This is a genomic window from Pseudomonas sp. Emmai (assembly GCF_055179735.1).
Map to the genome: position 1 here is coordinate 766327 of NZ_CM143685.1, position 16790 is coordinate 783116.

The 16790-nt window shown below is 56.4% G+C and carries 19 protein-coding genes; 7 read left to right on the forward strand and 12 right to left on the reverse strand.

Annotated features, from left to right (window positions below; translation table 11 throughout):
* Window positions 1-56: 56 nt before the first annotated feature.
* Window positions 57-1475: an FAD-dependent oxidoreductase gene (locus ACY4LX_RS03405; RefSeq protein WP_463259167.1), complete on the forward strand. Its 1419-nt coding sequence runs from the start codon at window positions 57-59 to the stop codon at window positions 1473-1475.
* A gap of 145 nt (window positions 1476-1620) precedes the next feature.
* Window positions 1621-2688 (forward strand): uroporphyrinogen decarboxylase, encoded by a 1068-nt coding sequence (gene hemE, locus ACY4LX_RS03410; RefSeq protein ID WP_133837894.1) that lies wholly within the window; start codon window positions 1621-1623, stop codon window positions 2686-2688.
* A 58-nt stretch (window positions 2689-2746) separates the two neighbouring features.
* Here the strand turns inward: hemE and ACY4LX_RS03415 are convergent, their stop codons facing one another.
* The 3 genes from ACY4LX_RS03415 to ACY4LX_RS03425 form a co-directional block, all read right to left on the reverse strand.
* Entirely contained in the window at window positions 2747-3391 is a 645-nt protein-coding gene (locus tag ACY4LX_RS03415) for a retron system putative HNH endonuclease (protein ID WP_463259168.1), read from the reverse strand.
* On the reverse strand, window positions 3388-4659 hold the full coding sequence (locus tag ACY4LX_RS03420) for an AAA family ATPase (protein WP_463259169.1): 1272 nt from the start codon (window positions 4657-4659) through the stop codon (window positions 3388-3390). Before ACY4LX_RS03420 ends, ACY4LX_RS03415 begins: the two co-directional genes overlap by 4 nt.
* Before the next feature lie 78 nt (window positions 4660-4737).
* Entirely contained in the window at window positions 4738-5967 is a 1230-nt protein-coding gene (locus tag ACY4LX_RS03425; RefSeq protein WP_463260559.1) for an MFS transporter, read from the reverse strand.
* 168 nt (window positions 5968-6135) lie between these two features.
* On the opposite strand from ACY4LX_RS03425, the gene ACY4LX_RS03430 reads away from it, so the two are divergent.
* From ACY4LX_RS03430 to ACY4LX_RS03440, 3 genes are all read left to right on the forward strand, one after another.
* The gene (locus ACY4LX_RS03430) at window positions 6136-7038 is read left to right on the forward strand and encodes a LysR family transcriptional regulator (RefSeq protein WP_149659181.1); all 903 of its coding nucleotides are present in this window, start codon (window positions 6136-6138) and stop codon (window positions 7036-7038) included.
* Window positions 7039-7388: 350 nt separating this feature from the next.
* Window positions 7389-7718 carry a DUF6124 family protein gene (locus ACY4LX_RS03435; RefSeq protein WP_178129119.1) on the forward strand — a complete coding sequence of 110 codons (330 nt, stop codon included), beginning with the start codon at window positions 7389-7391 and terminating at the stop codon, window positions 7716-7718.
* 531 nt (window positions 7719-8249) lie between these two features.
* Entirely contained in the window at window positions 8250-8525 is a 276-nt protein-coding gene (locus ACY4LX_RS03440) for an addiction module antidote protein (RefSeq protein WP_463259170.1), read from the forward strand.
* Here the strand turns inward: ACY4LX_RS03440 and ACY4LX_RS03445 are convergent.
* A complete protein-coding gene (locus tag ACY4LX_RS03445) occupies window positions 8457-8711 on the reverse strand; it encodes a hypothetical protein (protein ID WP_133837898.1) in 255 nt (84 codons plus the stop codon). The genes ACY4LX_RS03440 and ACY4LX_RS03445 overlap by 69 nt on opposite strands.
* Window positions 8712-8748: 37 nt before the next feature.
* Window positions 8749-9132, reverse strand: coding sequence for a DUF6124 family protein (locus ACY4LX_RS03450; protein WP_463259171.1), 384 nt, complete (start codon window positions 9130-9132; stop codon window positions 8749-8751).
* Between the two features lie 454 nt (window positions 9133-9586).
* Between ACY4LX_RS03450 and ACY4LX_RS03455 the strand changes: the two genes are divergently transcribed.
* Window positions 9587-10180 (forward strand): helix-turn-helix transcriptional regulator, encoded by a 594-nt coding sequence (locus ACY4LX_RS03455; RefSeq protein WP_463259172.1) that lies wholly within the window; start codon window positions 9587-9589, stop codon window positions 10178-10180.
* On the forward strand, window positions 10173-11051 hold the full coding sequence (locus ACY4LX_RS03460; protein ID WP_463259173.1) for a queuosine precursor transporter: 879 nt from the start codon (window positions 10173-10175) through the stop codon (window positions 11049-11051). The genes ACY4LX_RS03455 and ACY4LX_RS03460 overlap by 8 nt, the downstream gene beginning before the upstream one ends.
* A 41-nt stretch (window positions 11052-11092) precedes the next feature.
* Here ACY4LX_RS03460 and queC read toward each other — a convergent pair whose 3' ends face one another.
* From queC to ACY4LX_RS03495, 7 genes are all read right to left on the reverse strand, one after another.
* The gene (gene queC, locus ACY4LX_RS03465) at window positions 11093-11791 is read right to left on the reverse strand and encodes a 7-cyano-7-deazaguanine synthase QueC (protein ID WP_463259174.1); all 699 of its coding nucleotides are present in this window, start codon (window positions 11789-11791) and stop codon (window positions 11093-11095) included.
* Window positions 11792-12117: 326 nt separating this feature from the next.
* Window positions 12118-12564, reverse strand: coding sequence for an excinuclease (locus ACY4LX_RS03470; RefSeq protein ID WP_149659183.1), 447 nt, complete (start codon window positions 12562-12564; stop codon window positions 12118-12120).
* A 29-nt stretch (window positions 12565-12593) separates the two neighbouring features.
* Window positions 12594-13820, reverse strand: a complete 1227-nt coding sequence (locus ACY4LX_RS03475; RefSeq protein ID WP_149659184.1) for a beta-ketoacyl-ACP synthase — start codon at window positions 13818-13820, stop codon at window positions 12594-12596.
* The gene (gene fabG / locus ACY4LX_RS03480) at window positions 13820-14548 is read right to left on the reverse strand and encodes a 3-oxoacyl-ACP reductase FabG (protein WP_149659185.1); all 729 of its coding nucleotides are present in this window, start codon (window positions 14546-14548) and stop codon (window positions 13820-13822) included. Before fabG ends, ACY4LX_RS03475 begins: the two co-directional genes overlap by 1 nt.
* Complete coding sequence (locus ACY4LX_RS03485; RefSeq protein ID WP_149659186.1) at window positions 14548-15006, reverse strand: hotdog family protein; 459 nt, start codon at window positions 15004-15006, stop codon at window positions 14548-14550. Before ACY4LX_RS03485 ends, fabG begins: the two co-directional genes overlap by 1 nt.
* Window positions 15003-16199 (reverse strand): beta-ketoacyl-[acyl-carrier-protein] synthase family protein, encoded by a 1197-nt coding sequence (locus ACY4LX_RS03490; RefSeq protein WP_463259175.1) that lies wholly within the window; start codon window positions 16197-16199, stop codon window positions 15003-15005. The genes ACY4LX_RS03485 and ACY4LX_RS03490 overlap by 4 nt, the downstream gene beginning before the upstream one ends.
* Complete coding sequence (locus ACY4LX_RS03495) at window positions 16196-16678, reverse strand: hypothetical protein (protein ID WP_463260560.1); 483 nt, start codon at window positions 16676-16678, stop codon at window positions 16196-16198. Before ACY4LX_RS03495 ends, ACY4LX_RS03490 begins: the two co-directional genes overlap by 4 nt.
* Window positions 16679-16790: the final 112 nt, after the last annotated feature.

Genomic DNA, 16790 nt, shown 5'->3' on the forward strand with positions numbered 1-16790 from the left:
TGATTTTTTGCAGCTTCAAGCTTGTAGCTTGACGCTGCTGTTATGAGGTTTTGAAGATGGCCGAACGTCTCAGCAACGACTTCCAATTCATCGATGTCGGGCGCAAAGATCCGAAGAAGAAACTGTTGCGTCAACGCAAGAAAGAGTTCGTGGAAATCTACGAACCCTTCAAACCCCAGCATTCGGCCGATCAGGCCCACCGCTGCCTGGGTTGCGGTAACCCGTATTGCGAATGGAAGTGCCCGGTGCACAACTTCATTCCCAACTGGCTGAAACTGGTGGCCGAGGGCAACATCCTCCAGGCCGCCGAGCTGTCGCACCAGACCAACACCCTGCCGGAAGTCTGCGGTCGGGTGTGCCCCCAGGATCGTCTGTGCGAGGGTGCCTGCACCCTCAACGACGGCTTCGGCGCGGTGACCATCGGTTCGGTCGAGAAGTACATCACCGACACCGCGTTCGCCATGGGCTGGCGCCCGGACATGTCCAAGGTCAAGCCGACCGGCAAGCGTGTCGCAATCATCGGTGCCGGCCCTGCTGGCCTGGGCTGTGCCGACGTGCTGGTGCGCGGCGGCGTGACCCCGGTGGTGTTCGACAAGAACCCGGAAATCGGCGGTCTGCTGACCTTCGGCATCCCCGAGTTCAAGCTGGAAAAGACCGTGTTGAGCAATCGCCGCGAAGTCTTCACCGGCATGGGCATCGAGTTCCGCCTCAACACCGAAGTGGGCAAGGACGTGACCATCGAGCAACTGCTCGCCGAATACGATGCCGTGTTCATGGGCATGGGCACCTACACCTACATGAAGGGCGGCTTTGCCGGTGAGGACCTGCCGGGCGTGCACGACGCGCTCGACTTCCTGATCGCCAACGTCAACCGCAACCTGGGCTTTGAAAAGTCGCCGGAAGATTTCGTCGACATGAAAGGCAAGAAGGTCGTGGTGCTGGGCGGCGGCGACACGGCGATGGACTGCAACCGCACGTCGATCCGCCAGGGCGCCAAGTCGGTGACCTGTGCGTATCGTCGCGACGAAGCGAACATGCCGGGCTCGCGCAAAGAGGTGAAGAACGCCAAGGAAGAAGGCGTGAAATTCCTCTACAACCGCCAGCCGATCGCCATCGTCGGTGAAGACCGCGTCGAAGGCGTGAAAGTGGTCGAGACCCGTCTCGGCGAACCGGACGCCCGTGGCCGTCGCAGCCCCGAGCCGATCCCGGGTTCCGAAGAGATCATCCCGGCGGATGCCGTGGTCATCGCGTTCGGTTTCCGTCCAAGCCCGGCGTCGTGGTTCGAACAATTCGAGATCCAGACCGACAGCCAGGGCCGCGTCGTGGCCCCGGAGCAAGGTCAATACAAGCACCAGACCAGCAACCCGAAAATCTTCGCCGGTGGCGACATGGTTCGCGGGTCTGACCTGGTGGTGACGGCGATCTTCGAAGGCCGCAATGCCGCCGAAGGGATCCTGGATTACCTGGGCGTCTGACGACGCCAGCGGCAAGCTACAAGCTACAAGCTGCAAGTCAGAAGCAACGGCGCTTTTAGACTTGCGGCTTGTAGCTTGCCGCTTGTGGCTGTCTTTCTGCGTCGCGCTCTGAGAAAATGCCCGCACTTTTTTTCCGGATGCCGACATGACTGCCCTGAAGAACGACCGTTTCCTTCGCGCCCTGCTCAAGCAACCCGTAGACGTCACACCGGTATGGATGATGCGTCAGGCCGGTCGCTACCTGCCGGAATACCGCGCCAGCCGCGCCAAGGCCGGTGACTTCATGAGCCTGTGCATGAACCCGGAGTTCGCTTGCGAAGTCACGATGCAACCGCTCGACCGCTACCCGCAACTGGACGCGGCGATCCTCTTCTCCGACATCCTCACCATCCCCGACGCCATGGGCCAAGGCCTGTACTTTGAAACCGGTGAAGGCCCACGCTTCAAGAAAGTCGTCAGCACGATGGCCGACATCGAAGCCCTGCCGATCCCGGATCCGCACAAAGACCTTGGCTACGTGATGGACGCGGTCAGCACCATCCGCCGCGAACTGAACGGCCGCGTGCCGCTGATCGGCTTCTCCGGCAGCCCATGGACCCTGGCCACCTACATGGTCGAAGGCGGCTCGTCGAAAGACTACCGCAAGACCAAAACCATGCTCTACGACAACCCGCAAGCCCTGCACTTGTTGCTGGACAAGCTGGCTCAGTCGGTCACCAGCTACCTCAACGGCCAGATCATGGCCGGCGCCCAAGCGGTGCAGATCTTCGATAGCTGGGGCGGCAACCTCTCGGCGGCGGCGTACCAGGAATTCTCCCTGGCCTACATGCGCAAGATCGTCAGTGGCCTGATCCGCGAACACGAAGGCCGCAAAGTGCCGGTCATCCTGTTCACCAAGGGCGGGGGGCTGTGGCTGGAAAGCATCGCCGACGCTGGCGCTGACGCATTGGGCCTGGACTGGACCTGCGACATCGGCAACGCCCGCGACCGCGTCGGCAACAAAGTCGCCCTGCAAGGCAACATGGACCCGACCGTGCTCTACGCCAAGCCAGAAGCCATCCGCACCGAAGTCGGCCGCATCCTCGCCAGCTATGGCAAGGGCAGTGGCCACGTGTTCAACCTGGGTCATGGCATCACCCCGGAAGTTGATCCGGAGCATGCGGGCGCGTTCCTGCGCGCGGTGCATGAATTGTCGGCGCAGTATCACGAGTGATCGTTGCCCGATAGCGAAAACGCCCGGCTTGTGCCGGGCGTTTTTTTTGTGTCGGTTTTTAGTGGCCGAGGAGTTGTTCGGCGTAGCGGGCGATGATGTGGTCGAAAGGTTTTTGATCGCAGATGTCGGTTGATCGAATCGCAGTGACGAGACGGTTGAGGTCTTCTTCACTGGCCTGCGTGGTGAATTCTTCATCGAACAGCAGCCGGATGGTGTTCTGACGCCGATTGTTCAGGTAGGCAATATCCAGCGCCAACACTTCAATCATCTTCGATGCGGGGAGGTCTTCAGAGTCTGTTGGTTGGATTTCACCAGTTCTCAGATACCGGAAGCGCAGCTCACATCGTTCATCCATTGGAGAGATATGCAGCGCTTCGTCAAACCAGTTGCCCTTGCGATGGCCGCAGTGCAACGGGTTACCGGGTTTTGTTTCGCGCAGGCAAGAGGCGTGGAGATTTTGATACTCCAGGGCCAGTTCTTCGAAGTGCTCTTGTGGCTTGAAATGTTCGATATGACTGTTGGACGCCTCTATTTCTCTACCGCAGTAGCAACAGAAGAATCCTTGTTCGGTTAACAAGTTGTTGTGAAGGTCGCGCTTTTGCGGGTTTTGCAGGGTTGGGTAAGTTGGAGTCCACTCATCATTTGCCGAGTTTTTCCATTCTGTAAATGAAGCAGGTTCAGTTCCTTTGAGCACTCGCTTCATTTTCCGAGGATCTCCTTGCGCCTCATCAGCGCTTCGGCGCCCGCAAACTCTGGGAGGTCAGGGGCTTTTTTCTTCAGCGTCTCAAGTTGGATTTTTGCTTTTTTGAGGTCGTTGTCTTCCAGCGTGGAAAACAGCTCAGAGAGCAGTTTTTCAATTTCGGGCTCGCGCTGAGTAACACCCATGACTTCCTCCAGAACACTGCTGGAATCCAGGCCATAGGTGACCCGTGGGTGGGAGGCGTCGCCATGGTTTAGCACGATCACTTCTTCGGGTTTCAGGCTGCCGATGATTTGAGGGGAGTGGCTGGCGGCGATGAACTGGACTTTAGGGAAGGCTTCTTTCAATGCCGGAACAATGTTGCGCTGCCAGGCTGGATGAAGGTGGATATCCAGCTCATCGATGATGACCACGCCTGAAGTGTTTTTCAGTACGTCCTTACCCATGTGTGGGTTGAGGATGCACATGCGGCGGGCGATATCGGCGAAGAGAGCGACCATCCCGCGTTGGCCGTCACTCAGTTCGTTAAAGGGAATGGTTTTTTGGTCGTCGATATCGATCAACAGGCTTTGCAGTCTTAGGTCGTAGCGTAAGTTTCGCGCTTTGGGTACTGCAAACTTGATAGCACTATTGACCCATGCGAGTTCGTCTTCGAAATCTACCGAGACAGGTTTTGCATCAAGCAGATTTTGCATCCGCTCAAGCGTCTTACCGATCAACCAACTTTCGAAATCGCGAAGATCGGCGACAGCGTCGAACCAGTTTATGTATCCGTCGAAACGCGATACTCGATGTTGTGCGGCGAACTCAGCAGTTACCCCCGCACCTTGCCAGCGACGATCGGACCGGTAGAAAGCGAGTACGGGTAAATCGACCTGAATAGCCAAGTTGATTTTTTGAAGTACTTTGTCTTTTTCAGCGTCGAAAATGGAATCGACCAGGTGTGGAAGGGCTTCCCCATCACGTTTCATCACCCATTCTGTTGCTTCGAACACGTCACCCATGCCGTGCACAAGTAATGGAAATTTGCGTTCGTACCGGCTTCGGCCATCAAAACGATCTATGACAAAACGTATGTCTTCATTTTTTAGGGAGGTCTGGCTAGGTTTCATCGCATTGCCGAATTCGATGAATGAAACTGCCACCGCCTGCAACAACGAAGTCTTCCCACTCCCATTAACCCCCACCACCAGATTGAAACCCGGCTGAAAGTCGAAAGTGGCATCTTCGTAGCAACGAAAATTCTGAATGTGAAGACGGTCCAGGCGCATTCTGGCTTCCCTTTACCAAGACTGACGAATGCCGTCAGTGTACCTTGGCTCGCGATTACCGCTAGGGCGCAGTTGTGGCTAGACCTGTGCGGTGCCTGGCAGCGGCGGCAACTTCGCCAGCTTCAACGCTACCAACAACGCAATCACCAGCAACCCGCCAATAAACAACCCGATCCCGTTCCACCCGCCGAGGTGCCAGAACACCCCACCCGCCGTCCCCGCAATACTCGACCCGGCGTAATAGCTGAACAGATACAGCGAAGAAGCCTGCCCCTTGGCCTTGATCGCCCGCCGCCCAATCCAGCTGCTGGCCACCGAATGCGCGCCGAAGAAGCCGAAGGTGAAGATCAGCATGCCAATGATCACCAGTGGCAGCGGTGTAAACAGGGTCAGCGCCAAGCCTGCGAGCATCAAGGTGATCGTTGCCCACAGCACCTTACGGCGGCCCAGTTTGTCGGCTAAGGAACCGATCTTCGCCGAGCTGTAAATCCCCGACAGGTACACCACCGACAGCAGCCCGACAAAGGCCTGGTCCATGTTGTAAGGCGCGGCCAGCAGGCGATAGCCGATGTAGTTGAACAGCGTGACGAACGCGCCCATCAGCACAAAAGCCTCAAGGAACAGCAGCGGCAGGCCGGCGTCGCGAAAGTGCATGGTGAAGCCGTCGAGCAGGCTGCGCGGGTGCATCGAGCGAGCGCGGAAGTTGCGTGATTCGGGCAGGATCTTCCAGAACACAGCCGCCGCGATCAGCGCCAGACCGCCGATCACCAACATCGCCGTGTGCCAGCTGACGAAGTCGATCAAAACGCCAGTGATCAAGCGTCCAGACATCCCGCCAATCGCGTTACCGCCAATGTACAAACCCATGGCCAAGCCAATGTGCTGCGGATGAATCTCCTCGCTCAGGTAAGTCATGGCGACCGCCGCCAGACCGCTCAACGACAACCCGATCAACGCCCGCATGATCAACACGCCTTCCCAGCTCGGCATCATCGCGCTGGCCATGGTGCACAGGGCGGCGGCGAACAACGCGGTCACCATCACCGGCTTGCGCCCGACCCGGTCGGAAATCGGGCCGGTGATCAACAGACCAATCGCGAGCATGCCGGTGGCCACCGACAGGACCAGGCTGCTCTGGGCCGCGTTGATCGAGTACTCGTGGGACAGCAGCGGCATCATCGGCTGCACGCAATACAGCAGGGCGAACGTCGCGAAGCCGCCGCAGAACAGCGCCAGCACCGTGCGCATGAACATCGGCGTGCCTTTTTCGATGTAGATCTCGTTCAGCTCGGCGACGACATCGTCCAGCGCAGTGGGCGTAACTTCATGGGCGAGTGGGGCGACAGCAGTTTTCACTTCGGACCTCGGGAGGGCGCAGCCGGTCAGGCAATGGAAAAAAGCATATAGCTGCCTAACGATTCAATCCAATATATTATTCGACCTGTTTAAAACGTTTTACGACCTAATGGAGTTTTCATGGAATTGCGCCATTTGCGCTACTTCATCGCCGTCGCCGAAGAACTGCACTTCGGCCGCGCCGCCCAGGTGTTGGGCATCTCCCAACCGCCCTTGAGCCAGCAAATTCAGGCACTGGAAGCCGAGGTTGGCGCACGCCTGTTCGAGCGGACCAATCGTCGGGTCGAACTCAGCGAGGCCGGTCGGCTGTTTCTGGAAGAGGCGCGGCTGGTATTGGCCCAGGTCGATAAAGCTGCGGATGTCGCCCGTCGAGCGCAACTCGGTGAACTGGGCGAGTTGAAAATCGGCTTCACCTCCTCGGCGCCGTTCAACTCAACCATTCCCCAAGCGATTTTCTCGTTTCGCCAGCGCTTTCCCGCTGTGCATCTGAACTTGCGGGAGATGAGCAGCACCCAAGTCGCCGACGCGTTAGTGGATGAGTCAATCGAGATCGGAATCATGCGACCGCTCGGGTTGCCGGATTCCCTCAGTGTGGTGGAACTGATGCGCGAGCCCCTGGTGGCGGTGCTCAGTTCCAAGCATCCATTGGCGAACGACAGCGAAGAAGGCCTGTTTCTGTCAGCCCTTGCCCTCGAACCTTTCGTCTTTTTCCCACGCAGTTATGGCAGTGGTCTGTACGCCCAGCTACTCAGCCTGGCGCGAGATGCCGGGTTTAGCCCGCACTTTGCCCAAGAGGCTGGCGAGGCGATGACCATCATTGGGTTGGTAGCGGCGGGGTTGGGTGTGTCGGTACTGCCGGCGTCGTACCAGCGGATGCGGATTGATGGCGTGGTGTATCGACCGTTGCTGGATCCGGAAGCGGTGTCGGCGGTGTGGCTGGTGCAGCGCAAGGATCAGAAATCGCCGATGGCGAAGGCGTTTGTGGAGTTGTTGACGAGGAAGGTGGAGCCCCTGAAATCGTGATGCCCTCTGTGGGACATTTCCGAAGCTATGTTCCGGAAGACTACAACGCCTTGCGGCGGAGCTTACGACAGGCTCAGAATCCGCCGGCTTGTACGCTTTGGGGGCCATCGGTAACTTGATTCGCATCACTGCTCATCAGTGATCGGGTTTAGTAGCTCGTGGTTACACGAAGCGTAATTGCGTTCCAGACAGTCAGGTATTTTCCATGCCTGTGCTTGATGGTAGCTGTACGCAGGGCGCTCTCGGGCGCGCCGGTTTCGTGTCTCCCCGGTCTACTAACCTGCGTTCAGCTGCCACCCTTTTGTTTAGTAGCAATTCGGTGACGGCTCCACTTTTTTGGAGACCGAATTATGTTCAAGGACACACCAAACCCGCCGGATGGTCATTCGGCATCTCTCGACACGTCCCCGGACGCAGAAACGCTCAATCAGTCCGCCGATAACGTAGCGCCCCTCTACAAGCGACAACCCAGCAACATCGTTTTCATCGCGCCCGAAGTCGACAACCGGACCTTGCTGGAATACGCGAGTGAATCGCTGGCATCGGCGAATGTCATGGCGAGTGATTTCGTGAGATTTCTGGAGGGATCGCAGTGCAACACACTGCTTGGGATTCAGCAGTCGATCATGTTGGGAGAGCTGGCGGTCAACCGGGTGCTGGACAACTTCGACTCACCTTGAAAACGACAGAGATGATCGTTCCCACGCTCCTGCGTGGGAATGCCTCAATGGACGCTCTGCGTCCGCATCGGCAGGGACGCGGAGCGTCCCGGGCTGCATTCCCACGCAGAGCGTGGGAACGATCAATCAACGGCGAACCCGAAAGGGGCTTGTGAGACTCTGAGGATCCTGGGTAACCAGCCATCGCAGAGCCAGACAGGTGAAGGGCGATGACAAGCCGACCTGTTTGCGAAGGGGCGCCGAAAGGCGCCCTTTGTCATTGTGGCGAGAGAACTTGCTCCCGCATGAGTGCGCAGCGCTCACAAAGATCAGCCATCATCGCCAGACGACACAATACCAACCCTGTAGGAACTGGCGCAGCCTGCGATCTTTGACGATGATCGTTCCCACGCTCCTGCGTGGGAATGCCTCAATGGACGCTCCGCGTCCGCCTCGGCAGGGACGCGGAGCGTCCCGGGCTGCATTCCCACGCAGAGCGTGGGAACGATCAACAAGCCAGCTGATCCCGAAGTCCTGGCAGGAGCAAAACCCATGACAGAACAATTCACTCGTTGGGATTCTGCCGAGTACCTCAAGACCGAAGAGGACATGGCTAACTATTTGAATGCTTGCGTGGAGGAAGCCGGGGGTGATCCTGCTTTCATCGCCAAGGCTATCGGGACTGTCGCTCGTGCTCGTGGTATGAATCAGGATTCTCAGAAAAAAACGGGCGGCCTCGTCAGGTCGCCCGTTTCTATCCTAGGCAGAGACTTGCATCTGCAATCGTCGCCCGATCACATCCATCAAATCGCAGCCATCGCGCAATGACGTCACCAATACCCGCGCCAGCTCGCTATGAATACCTTCGTTAAACGCGATGTTCTCCAATAGCTGAGTTGCGGTGCGGATGCGGTAGGCCGCTGTTTCGTGCAATACGTCCAGCGGTGCTTGTGTATCGATCACCAGCGACGCGATGGTGCAGTCGATGCCGGTGATGGGCATGTATCTATCCATGACAAAAAACCTCCAGTTGGAAAAAGTACGCGATAGCTCAGGCGTTGCTGGTGGGTGGAGGATCGCGTAGCTCTTTGGGCAACTCCAGGAGGTCCAATGCTCGGTTAACCAACAACTCGGCCATCGCGGCCAGTTGCTGGATGGCCAGCGCCACATTGCGGCGAGAGCTTTCCAGTTCGTCGGCCAGATCGGTGCTCATGACGTTCAGGGATGCCAGAGTTTCACAGGCGTGACAGAGCAGAGTCTCCTTGTCGACGGTTGGGAGGATGGCAAAGACATGGCTGACCGGATCGGGGCGGTTGGGATTGCGCAGGCGTGCGCTGACCAGGGGCTCGGTGATTTCGGAGAGTTTGGATAAATCGATGTTTTCGCTGTTTGAACTGTTGGGCGATTCAGTATCGTTGGGATCTTTCCTTTTCATGCAGGCGCTCCTTACAAGTTAAAGAGGTATAAGTCTCATGTTGTTGGTGGAGACTTGGTTGATCACTGTACTCAAGTTGGCGCGGCGGTAAAGTCATTATTATAAAATTTATTAAGCTTAATCAGAAAAGTTAACATCTGTTTAGCTAAATGATTAATTTCGGTTGCTTGGCGCTTACCTCATGCTGTGCATGGTTTGTATTCAAGCGGAATTGGGTTGTTGCGCTTTGTTTAACTTGGCTCATTTGGTTGTCGTCTTTTCTGTAAGAGAATTCCTACATTTGGCCATTAATTACGATTGTGAAATATTAGCTAACGGTTTTTCTTGTGCTTTTATGACATTGTTTTTGTGTGAGAGGCTATATATGTAGGCTCTGGCCTTGCAAAACAGGTCATCATAAATGCTAGGCTAGGGCTCGTAGTTTTTTATAACTATAAGTAGTGGTATGTTTCCCATGTATAAAAAAGAAAAATCAGAAACGTTGAAAAACAATGTCAGGTACTTGATAAAAAGTCGTGGAGAGACGCAAATATCTTTGTGCAATGCAAGTGGTTTAACTCGGACCACAATATATAATATATTGGAGGGGCGAGTAGTTAATGTGCAGCAATCCACAATTCGGAAGATTTCTGACTTTTTCGGAGTTTCGTATAAAGAAATTGAAAGTGTTGATTTTGAAGAAAGAGAAGTAGTGGAGAGTAATATTTCCTTGGAAGGGAATATGAATCCGGCTGCAGTCCCTGTCATAAAGGAAAGTCTACTGATTCAAAGTCTAGATAAAAGAATCGGTGAGTTGGCAACTACTTGTCCTTTAACCTACTATTTTGGAGTTGGCTGCAATTTGATAGGTGTGCTTCTGGAAAACGAAATTGATGGGGTGAATGAATCAGGTGACTTGTTGATAGTAAAAAAAGGACTGTCGAGCGGTGATAGAGATAAGCTGTTCTATGACAAAACGACAAGGAAGCTATTTATATCCAACCAGTGCTTTTTAACTTCTGATGTTATCGTTGTTGGGGAGGTTATAGAGGAACGGTTCAATGGTTAGCGTTAGTGAGTTAGAAAATAGCAAGTATAAGTTGTTGGGTTTTGAGAATAACAAAAGTCTTGCTGTAATTATGGTTGTTTCTACTGGGAAGGTTATAAAGGTAAAGTTGGGTGAGGTGTTGAAAAGCGAAATATTGGATAATTTAAACAGGGCAGAAATAAAAAGCATATATAAGAAGTTTTATTCCCGTGGAGACGTATTGACTGCGTATGAAATAGCAGATCGCCATGAAAGATCGTGGGTTTTGTATGTAGGGCTAAATTTATTACTTTTTACGCTTTACATTTTTGCTAATGTCGCTGCGGCAAAGCTTGTCTATTTGAAACAATTTGATATTGTCGTTACTCCGGGAGTATTTCTTTATCCGTTAACTTTTTTAGTGGTCGATTTGTTAAACGAGTTTTATGGATTCAGGCTTGCAAGAAAAGCTATATTGTTTGCGTTTGCCAGTAACGCTTTTATAGTTTTACTGTTGACTGTCACTAGCTATCTCCCAGGACTTCCTGGGTGGAAGTTAGATGCGCCTTATGGAGAGGTGATTACTTACTTCTCTTCCGTGTTGGTAGCATCTTCCATATCTTTTCTTTGCTCCGAATATATTAATTCTTATTTACTTTGCAAGATAAAAGAGCTCACAAACTCCAGATTTCTTTTTCTACGGGTTTTTTTGAGTTCGTTTTTTGCGGTAATAATAGATAGCTTTATTTTTTGCTTTATCGCATTTTATGGGGCTATGCAAAGCGCCGAAATACTGAATATAATTTATGTGCAGATAGCCATAAAAATGTGTTTTGCTGTTTTTAATATATTGCCAGCGTATGGAGCAAGAAGTTTGTTTAAAAAGCATATTGCTGGATCTCCTTCGGTATAGTAAGTGAGGGTTGGGGTGAATCCCTCACTTTAGTGGGGGCATTATTTCAATTGAAGTTTGCCTTTTAAACTATTCATCGTATTTGTCTTGTTGGCCAGGAAATCATTCAGGCCGTTCAGGCGAAGAGTGCATGCGCTACAACTGGTACAACCGCTTCCTTTTAATCCGTTGTAACAAGTAAGCGTATCGTCATAAATCAGGTCGAGCTGATTGTAATACTCTGCCAAGGCCCAGATTTCCGATTTGTTTAGCCACATGAGTGGGTTTTCAAAGCGCAGTCTATAGTCCAGCCCCAAATCAACAGATTTATTTAAGGAGCTTATAAAATCATCTCGGCAGTCTGGATAGTCGGAGAAGTCTGCCCCGCAAATTCCTGTGATTAAAGTCTGGGCGCCAACTTGATACGCATAAATAGAAGCCAGTGTTAAAAATAGAATATTTCGACCAGGTACAAAGGTATTTGGCAGGCCGTCCCCAGAGCTAGAGCTCGTTGGTACTGGAATGTTATCTCGAGTCAGGCTACTAACCGCCAACTCATTTAATAATGCCGCATCGAGAACCTTGTGCACTGTTACGCCAAGTTTTTCTGATAGTTGAAGTGCAACTTCAATTTCCGCCCGATGCCGCTGTCCATAATCAAACGTGATGCAATGTATTTCATCGTAGTTTGGCAAGGCGTGGATCAAGCAGGTCGTAGAGTCTTGGCCGCCGCTAAAAACAATTACTGCCTTTCTGGTCATATTTTCATCCCTGGAATATCCCGGCAGATCGCCGGGGCCTTGACCCTACCGGGAAGCTCAAGGTCTCGCTGTGGGATGTTTCTGAAATCGTGGACGGTGCTTTCCCTGTTTCATTTTTTTACCGGGATGGAAGCTAGCGAGATGTTCGTCCCACGTCCTTGCGTGGAAATGCCTCGATAGACGCTCCGCGTCCGCATCGGCAAGGGACGCGGAGCGTCCCGGGCTGCATTCCCACGCAGAGCGTGGGAACGATCAACGCTCCGCGTCCGATCAAAACGGGCTCAAAAAAAAGGCGCCTGAAAAGGCGCCCTTTGTCGTTTCTGGCCTTACTGAACCTTCACCAAATCCCCTTTCAACGCAACACCGGCCATGATCGCGCCGGCGTGGCACTCATAGTTCTTGGCGTCTTTACGCTCATTGCTTTTGTAGAAACTCACGATGTTGGTCACCGCATTGGCGCCGGCGCTTTTGGCCGCCTCGTGCAGGCTGATGATGGCCGATTGCGCGACCCATTCGCAGGCCACGGTGTCGGTCTTGTTGAAGGCGTTGGTTTTCTTGTTGGTCACCGAGCCCGCAGTGAGGACGGTGACGTTGCCGGCCGGATTGTTGCCCGCCAGGTAGAACTTCACGCTGCCATCGATTTTGCCGGTGCGGGTGGCTTCGGCGACGGCTTTGTCGAAGGGCAGGTACACGGCGGTGTCACGGGCCTGGCTGATGGCCGGCAGGGCGCAGATCAGCAGGGTGGCGGCGGTAGCGAGTTTCTTGAAGTGCATGGAGGTCTCCTTGACCCGGATTAGTTCGGTTACGACCAGCGGCGGAAGATCAGCGAAGTGTTGACGCCGCCGAAGGCAAAGTTGTTGTTCATCACGTATTGGTTGCTCATCTGCCGGAACTCGCCGCGCAGGTAGTCGAGCTTGCCGCAGTGCGGGTCGATCTCGTCGAGGTTGAAGGTGTGCACGTACAGGTCGCGATTGAGCATTTCGATGCTGAACCAGGACTCCAGCGCACCGCAGGCACCCAACGTGTGACCGAGGAAGCTTTTCTGCGAACTGATCGGCATGTGTTCACCGAACAGCGCACTGGTGGCCAGTGTTTCGGCAATGTCGCCCTGTTCTGTAGCCGTGCCGTGACCGTTCACGTAGCCGATGTCCGACGGCTGCAAACCGGCATCTTCCAGCGCCAGTTCCATCGCGCGGCGCATGGTCACCTGCTCGGGACGGGTGGTGTGCTGGCCGTCGGCGTTGCTGCCGAAACCGACGAGTTCGGCATGGATGTGCGCGCCACGGGCCAGGGCGTGTTCCAGCTCTTCGAGGACCAGCATGCCGCCGCCTTCACCGATCACCAGGCCATCGCGGCCCTTGTCGTACGGACGTGGGCTGGTTTGCGGCGCGTCGTTTTTCAGGCTGGTGGCGTAGAGCGCGTCGAAGACCATGGCTTCGGTCGGGCACAGTTCTTCGGCGCCGCCGGCGAGCATCAGCGGCAGGCGCCCGAACTTGATCGATTCGTAGGCGTAGCCGATGCCCTGGCTGCCGCTGGTGCAGGCGCTGGAGGTCGGGATCAGCCGGCCGGTGAGGCCGAAGAAGATGCTGATATTCGCTGCCGTGGTGTGCGGCATCATCCGCACGTAGGAGTTGGCGTTCAGGCCTTCGGCCACCGAGTTGAGCAGCATGTTGCCGAATGCCTTGATCTCGTCGGTGCTGCCGGTGGACGAACCACAAGCGACGCCCATGCGCCCGTCCTTGATCGATTCGTCGCCCAACAGCCCGGCGTCGGCCAGCGCTTGCTCAGCAGCACCCACAGCCAGGCGCGAAACGCGCCCCATGCTGCGCAGTTGCTTGCGGGTCCAGTGGCTCGGGACTTTGAAATCATCGATGGGGCCAGCCAGGCGCGTGTTGAGTTCAGTGAAGCGATCCCACTCGTCCATGCGGCGAATGCCGCTGCGGTTGGCCGCGAAGTTGCCGGCGATGGTGTCCCAATCGCTGCCCAGTGAAGTAATGCCGGCCATGCCGGTGACGACGACGCGCTTCATCAGCACAGGCCTCCATTGACGGCCAGAACCTGGCGGGTGATGTACGAGGCTTCCGCCGACATCAGGAAATTCACGGCGCCGGCCACCTCTTCGGGGGTGCCCATGCGTTGTGCGGGGATCATTTTCATCAGTTCTTCCACCGGCACGTTTTCGTCGAGCATGGCGGTGTCGATCAGGCCGGGTGCGACACAGTTGACGGTAATCTTGCGCTTGCCCAGTTCGATCGCCAACGCTTTCGCCGCGCCGATCAACCCGGCCTTGGAGGCGCTGTAGTTGACCTGGCCACGGTTGCCGATCAAGCCGGACACCGACGTGATGCACACAATCCGCCCGGCGGCGCGACGACGAATCATCGGCATCATCACCGGGTGCAACACGTTGTAGAAACCGTCGAGGTTGGTGCGCATCACCACGTCCCAATCATCCTCGCTCAGGGCCGGAAAAGCACCGTCACGGGTCAGCCCGGCGTTGAGCACCACGCCGTAATAGGCACCATGGGCTTCGACATCGGCTTCGAGAATGGCTTTGCAACTGGCGCGGTCGGACACGTCGAATTGCAGCACGCGGGCATTACGGCCCAACGCCTGAATTTCGCCTTGAACAGCGATCGCCTCGGCCATGCCGCTGCGGCAATGCAGCACGATGTCATGCCCGGCCTGGGCCAGGCGCAAGGCGATGGCGCGGCCGATGCCACGGCTGGAGCCGGTGACCAGTACGAATTCAGTCATCACTCGACTCCTTGGATTTCTTGAAGGTATTGCGCCGCTTGCGGCGGGCGGTACACGTTGAGCCGGGCGGTGGCGTGGATGCCGGGCGCGTTGATGTGGCATTCGAACACGCCCATGCCGCTGTCGTCTTCCAGCGAGCGTAGGCCGTGGATGGTCAGCTCGGTGCCGGCGGGGAAGTGTTCGACGTTGCATTCGAATTTGCGGGTGCCGAGCAAAAAGCCCAGCTCCACCGCATCGCCACGGGCCCGGGCATGGCAACCGGCGTAGGCGGCGACGCTCTGGGCCATCAGTTCGATGCCGACCCAGGCCGGCAGGCTGCCGTCGGGGCGGTTGAACAGGCCATTGGGCTTGACGGTGAGGCGAGTGTGAATCTGCTCGTCATCGAACGACAGGATCTGCTCGATGAGGATCATGTCGCCAGCGTGAGGCAGCAGTTCGGCGAGCGGCCAGGCAATCATGGGGCGTCTCCGATAATCAGGCTGACGTTATTGCCACCGAAGGCAAACGAATTGCTCATCAGGTAGCGGGGTGCAATGGACGCCAGGCGATGGGCCGGCGTCACCCAGTTCAATGGCGGCAAGTCGGGGTCGGGCTGGCCGTCCCAGAGGTGTGGTGGTAGGGCGTGCTCGGGGTTGTCCGCGCTCAGGCTCAACCAGCAGAACGCCGCTTCCAGGGCCCCGGCGGCGCCGAGGGTGTGGCCGGTCATCGGTTTGGTCGACGAACAGGGCACGCCGTCCGGGAACAGCGCAGCGACCGCCAGGCTTTCCATGGCGTCGTTGTGCTGGGTGGCGGTGCCGTGCAGGTTCAGGTAGCTGATTTGCGACGGTTGCAGAGCGGCGCGGCTCAAGGCCTTGCGCATGGCTTGCTGGGCGCCACGGCCGGTGGGTTCTGGCGCAGAAATATGGTGCGCGTCGGAGCTGGCGCCGCTGCCGAGCAGGGCAATCGATGGGCCGTCGCCCGCTTGCTTGCTCATCAAGAACAGCACCGCCGCTTCACCAATGTTGATGCCGTTGCGGTTGGCCGAGAACGGGTTGCAGCGCTGCTCGGACACCGCTTCCAGGGCCGAAAAACCATTGAGGGTCAGTGTGCACAAACTGTCGACGCCGCCGCACAGCACGGCATCGCACAACCCCAGGTCGAGCAGGCGCTGGGCACTCATCAAGGCCCGGGCGCTGGAGGTGCACGCGGTGGAAATCACATAGGCCGGGCCGCTCAATTGCAGCCAGTCGGCCAGGAAATTCGCCGGTGCGCCGAGTTCCTGCTGCCGATAATCGTAGTCGGCGGGGAATTCATGCTCACGGATGTAATGCGCCAACCCGCGACTGGCTTCGTCGATGCCCGAGGTGCTGGTGCCCAATACGATGCCGATGCGGTCATGGCCGTAGGTCTGGATCGCTTGCTCGATGTCCGGGCGAATTTGCAGCGCCGCTTCCAGCAGCAGTTGATTGTTGCGGCTGCGCTGGTCGGCCAGTTCCGGGGGAATCGGCGCGAGTTCGCCCTGCACCGCGGCCACCGGCAATGAACGTCCCGTCACCCAGCCCGCCTCGCTGCGCATGCCGGAGCAATCGCCGGCAAACAGGTTGCGCGCGACTTCCCGTTTGTCGTGACCCAGGGCGCAGATCACCCCCAAGGCGTTCAACCAGGCAGTCATGGCGTGTCCCCGTTCAGCGGCGTGACTTGGTATTTCGGGCCTTTGGGCAGGTTCAATTCAAAGCTCATCGGGCGTGAATATCGGACGTCCCAGCGCTCGGGCAAGGTTCGTTGCGCGCCATGCTGCCAGGCGACGGGATAGTTGCTCTGCAACTCACCTTCCGGCGTCAACGCAAACAACAATGCGGCGAACAGTTCCCGGGCTTCCGGGTTCGGCGGCAGCAGACCGTCGGCCTGCCAGGCGCCGTCGATCAGCTTCTGCCGGGCCTGGGGAATGCCCAGTAAATCCATCATCGACCAACGCAGGGCCGGGCCTTCTTGCTGAATCACCAACACCCAGTCCTGACGCTGGTCCGCCGCCAGACGCTGGATATGCAATTGCAGCGGCAGCGCCAGGCTCGGGCTGTGCTCGGGCAGCGGGGCGCGGCTGGCGCAGGCGCTCAGCAGCAGGACACAACCCAGGAGCAGGAAACGAATCAGTGAGAATCTCTGTGGCGAGGGGGCTTGCCCCCGTTCGGCTGCGCAGCAGTCGTGAAACCATTGCATGCGGTTAACCAGACATTTTGCGGTTGCAGGTTTTGGGGCCGCTTCG